Source organism: Cetobacterium sp. (assembly GCF_048470075.1).
Lineage (GTDB): Bacteria > Fusobacteriota > Fusobacteriia > Fusobacteriales > Fusobacteriaceae > Cetobacterium_A.
Genome location: NZ_DBGBQB010000367.1, coordinates 1 through 3,298, shown reverse-complemented (window position 1 = coordinate 3,298; position 3,298 = coordinate 1). Strand labels below are relative to the sequence as shown.

The window sequence follows — 3,298 nt, the reverse complement described above, 5'->3', positions numbered from 1 at the left end:
TTTTTATATAAATCAATTTCCATTATTTTCTCATACCTTCATTTTCTAAAAACCATTTGTAAACTTTCTCTATTCCTTCTTTTAATTCAACCTTATGTTTAAATCCTGTTGAATTTAATCTTGTCACATCAAGAAGTTTTCTAGGAGTCCCATCTGGTTTTGTTAAATCATTTACTATTTTACCTTCATATCCAACTATCTCTTTAATTAAATTAGCTAGTTCTCCAATCTCTATATCCTCTCCTGTTCCAAGGTTTACATGGATTTCATCAGAATAATTTAACATCAAATGTATTAAAGAATCTGCTAAATCATCTACATACATAAACTCTCTTCTTGGTTTTCCCGTTCCCCACATAACTACTTCTTTAGAGTTATTTATTTTAGCTTCATGAAATTTTCTAATAAGTGCAGGCATAACATGAGATGTTTCTAAATTAAAATTATCATTTATACCATATAAGTTTGTTGGCATTGCTGATATAAAATCACAACCATATTGTCTTCTATAAAATTTACATAACTCTATACCTGTTATCTTTGCTATTGCATAAGCTTCATTTGTCTCTTCTAAAGCTCCTGTTAATAAGTACTCCTCTTTTATTGGTTGCTGTGCAAATTTAGGATATATACACGAACTTCCTAAAAATAATAATTTTTTAACTTTATTTTTATATGATGAATTTATAATATTTGTTTCTATCATTAGATTATCATATATAAATTCTGCTGGATATGTATTGTTTGCATGTATTCCTCCAACTTTTGCTGCTGCTAAAAATACATATTCTGGTTTTTCTTCCACAAAGAATTTTTCAACAGCGGCTTGATTTCTTAAATCAAGCTCCACTGAAGTTCTATATATAATATTTGTATATCCATTTTCTTCTAATCTTCTTACTATTGCTGATCCAACCATTCCTTTATGACCAGCTACATATATTTTAGAATTTTTTTCCATTTTTCCACCTATCTTTTTACTATCATTCTAGCATTATGTTCTTTTTCTACGAATTCAAGATCATGTTTTACCATTCCTCTTACTAACTCTTCAAATGATGTTTTTCTTGGATTCCATCCTAAAACTGTTTTAGCTTTTGTAGGATCTCCTAAAAGAGTTTCAACTTCTGATGGTCTAAAATATTGAGGGTCTACTTCAATTAAACATTCACCTGTTGCTTTATTATATCCTTTTTCCTCTACTCCTGAACCTTTCCACTCTAATTCTATTCCAATCTCTTTAAATGCATAGTTGCAGAACTCTCTTACTGAATACTGCTCTCCTGTTGCAATAACAAAATCCTCTGGTGTGTGATGTTGAAGTATCATCCACATACATTCTACATAATCCTTAGCATGTCCCCAATCTCTTAGCGCATCAAGATTTCCTAAATATAATCTTTTTTGGTATCCTTTTGCAATTCTTGCTGCTGCCAAAGTTATCTTTCTAGTTACAAATGTCTCTCCTCTTCTTTCTGATTCATGATTGAAAAGTATTCCATTTACTGCAAACATCCCATATGCTTCTCTATAGTTTTTAGTTATCCAATATCCATATTGTTTTGCAACAGCATATGGTGATGTTGGATAAAATGGTGTTGTTTCTTTTTGAGGAACCTCTTGTACTTTTCCAAATAATTCCGATGTTGAAGCTTGATATATTTTACAAGTTTTCTCCATTCCTAAGAATCTAACTGCTTCTAGTATTCTTAAAGTTCCAACTGCATCTGCATCTGCTGTATACTCAGGTACTTCAAAAGAAACCTTAACATGTGACTGGGCTGCTAAGTTATATATTTCTGTTGGTTTTATCTCTCTTATTAATCTTGTCAGACTCATAGAGTCTGTCATATCTCCATAGTGTAATTTTACTTTTCTATCTTTATGCATATCTTCTATTAATTCATCAATATATAAGTGCTCAATTCTCTGTGTATTAAAAGATGATGCTCTTCTTATTATTCCATGTACTTCATATCCCTTTTCTAAAAGAAATTCTGCTAAATATGAACCATCTTGTCCTGTTATTCCTGTTATTAGTGCCACTTTTTTATCCATTCTATTCTTCCCCTTTTTTTATAATTTTCTTTATATCCTGTGTTCTATTTTTATCAGCAACTAAAATATTTTTTCCATTTTTAACTATAACTAAATCCTTTACACCTAGAAGAGAAATTGTTATACCATCACCTATAACAATATTATCTGATGAATCTATCTCTCTTATATTACAATATCTAACAACATTTCCTGAACTATTTTTTTCAAATACTTCTTCTAATGCATTAAATGACCCAATATCATTCCATTCTATATCTACAGGTATAACTCTTATATTTTTAGAATATTCCATTATTCCAAAGTCTATTGATATTTTCTCAAACTTTTTAAAATCTTCCCTTACTAAATTTGTAAGTTCTAGTCCTGAGATATTATTAATTAGTTTTTTTCTGATAGATTGAAATATTTCAGCATGCTCTTCCATTAAAACATCAAAATTTTTAAAAATAGTTTCAGTTGTAAATATAAACATTCCTGAGTTCCATAAATATTTTCCTGAACTTATATAGCTCTCTGCTGTTTCTAAATTAGGTTTTTCCCGAAACCTTCTAACCTTATAGATATTATTTAAGATTAATTTATTTTCTTCTTTAACCTCAATATATCCATAACCTGTTTCAGGCTTATTTGGTTTAATTCCTAAAGTTATAATAACTCCATTTGTTGTTGCCTCTTTCGCTCCTAATTTTACTATTTTTCTAAACTCTGACTCTCTTTTTATTAAATGATCTGAAGCTAATACTACAATTTCTATTTTTTCATCTCTCTTTAATTTGCTTTTAAATCTTTCCTCTATTATAAGAGCTGAATACCCTATAGCTGCTGCTGTATCTTTAAAAGCTGGTTCTATTATTATATTTTCTTCTGGTATGTCTTTTAATTCTTCTTTTACTGCTGTTGCCTGCAGTTCATTTGTTGCGATAAATATATTTTCCCGAGGAATTATTGGAAGTATTCTTTCTACTGTTTCTCTTATCATTGTTTTTTCAGAAAATATATTAAGTAATTGTTTTGGCTTTTCTGGCGTTGATAGTGGCCAAAATCTTTCTCCACTTCCTCCAGCCATTATTATTGCTGTAAGCATCTCTCCTCCTAATCCTATCCTAAAATATACTTTACTATTTCTATTATAAAATTATCTATACAGTGAATTTTACTATATCCATTGTTTATATATATATCATTTCTAATTTTTATATCTTTAAAAACTTTTTTTATATTTTTATTTGTACTAACT

3 protein-coding genes are annotated in these 3,298 nt (G+C 29.0%); all 3 read right to left on the bottom strand.

The window, feature by feature from the left end:
- Window positions 1-22: 22 nt before the first annotated feature.
- The 3 genes from fcl to ACMOUI_RS12780 are packed head-to-tail and all read right to left on the bottom strand — an operon-like array spanning window position 23 to window position 3,145.
- The gene (gene fcl / locus ACMOUI_RS12790) at window positions 23-961 is read right to left on the bottom strand and encodes a GDP-L-fucose synthase (protein ID WP_418966081.1); all 939 of its coding nucleotides are present in this window, start codon (window positions 959-961) and stop codon (window positions 23-25) included.
- Window positions 962-969: 8 nt separating this feature from the next.
- Window positions 970-2,058 carry a GDP-mannose 4,6-dehydratase gene (gmd, locus tag ACMOUI_RS12785; protein ID WP_418966080.1) on the bottom strand — a complete coding sequence of 363 codons (1,089 nt, stop codon included), beginning with the start codon at window positions 2,056-2,058 and terminating at the stop codon, window positions 970-972.
- A 1-nt stretch (window position 2,059) separates the two neighbouring features.
- A complete protein-coding gene (locus ACMOUI_RS12780; protein ID WP_418966079.1) occupies window positions 2,060-3,145 on the bottom strand; it encodes a mannose-1-phosphate guanylyltransferase in 1,086 nt (361 codons plus the stop codon).
- Window positions 3,146-3,298: the final 153 nt, after the last annotated feature.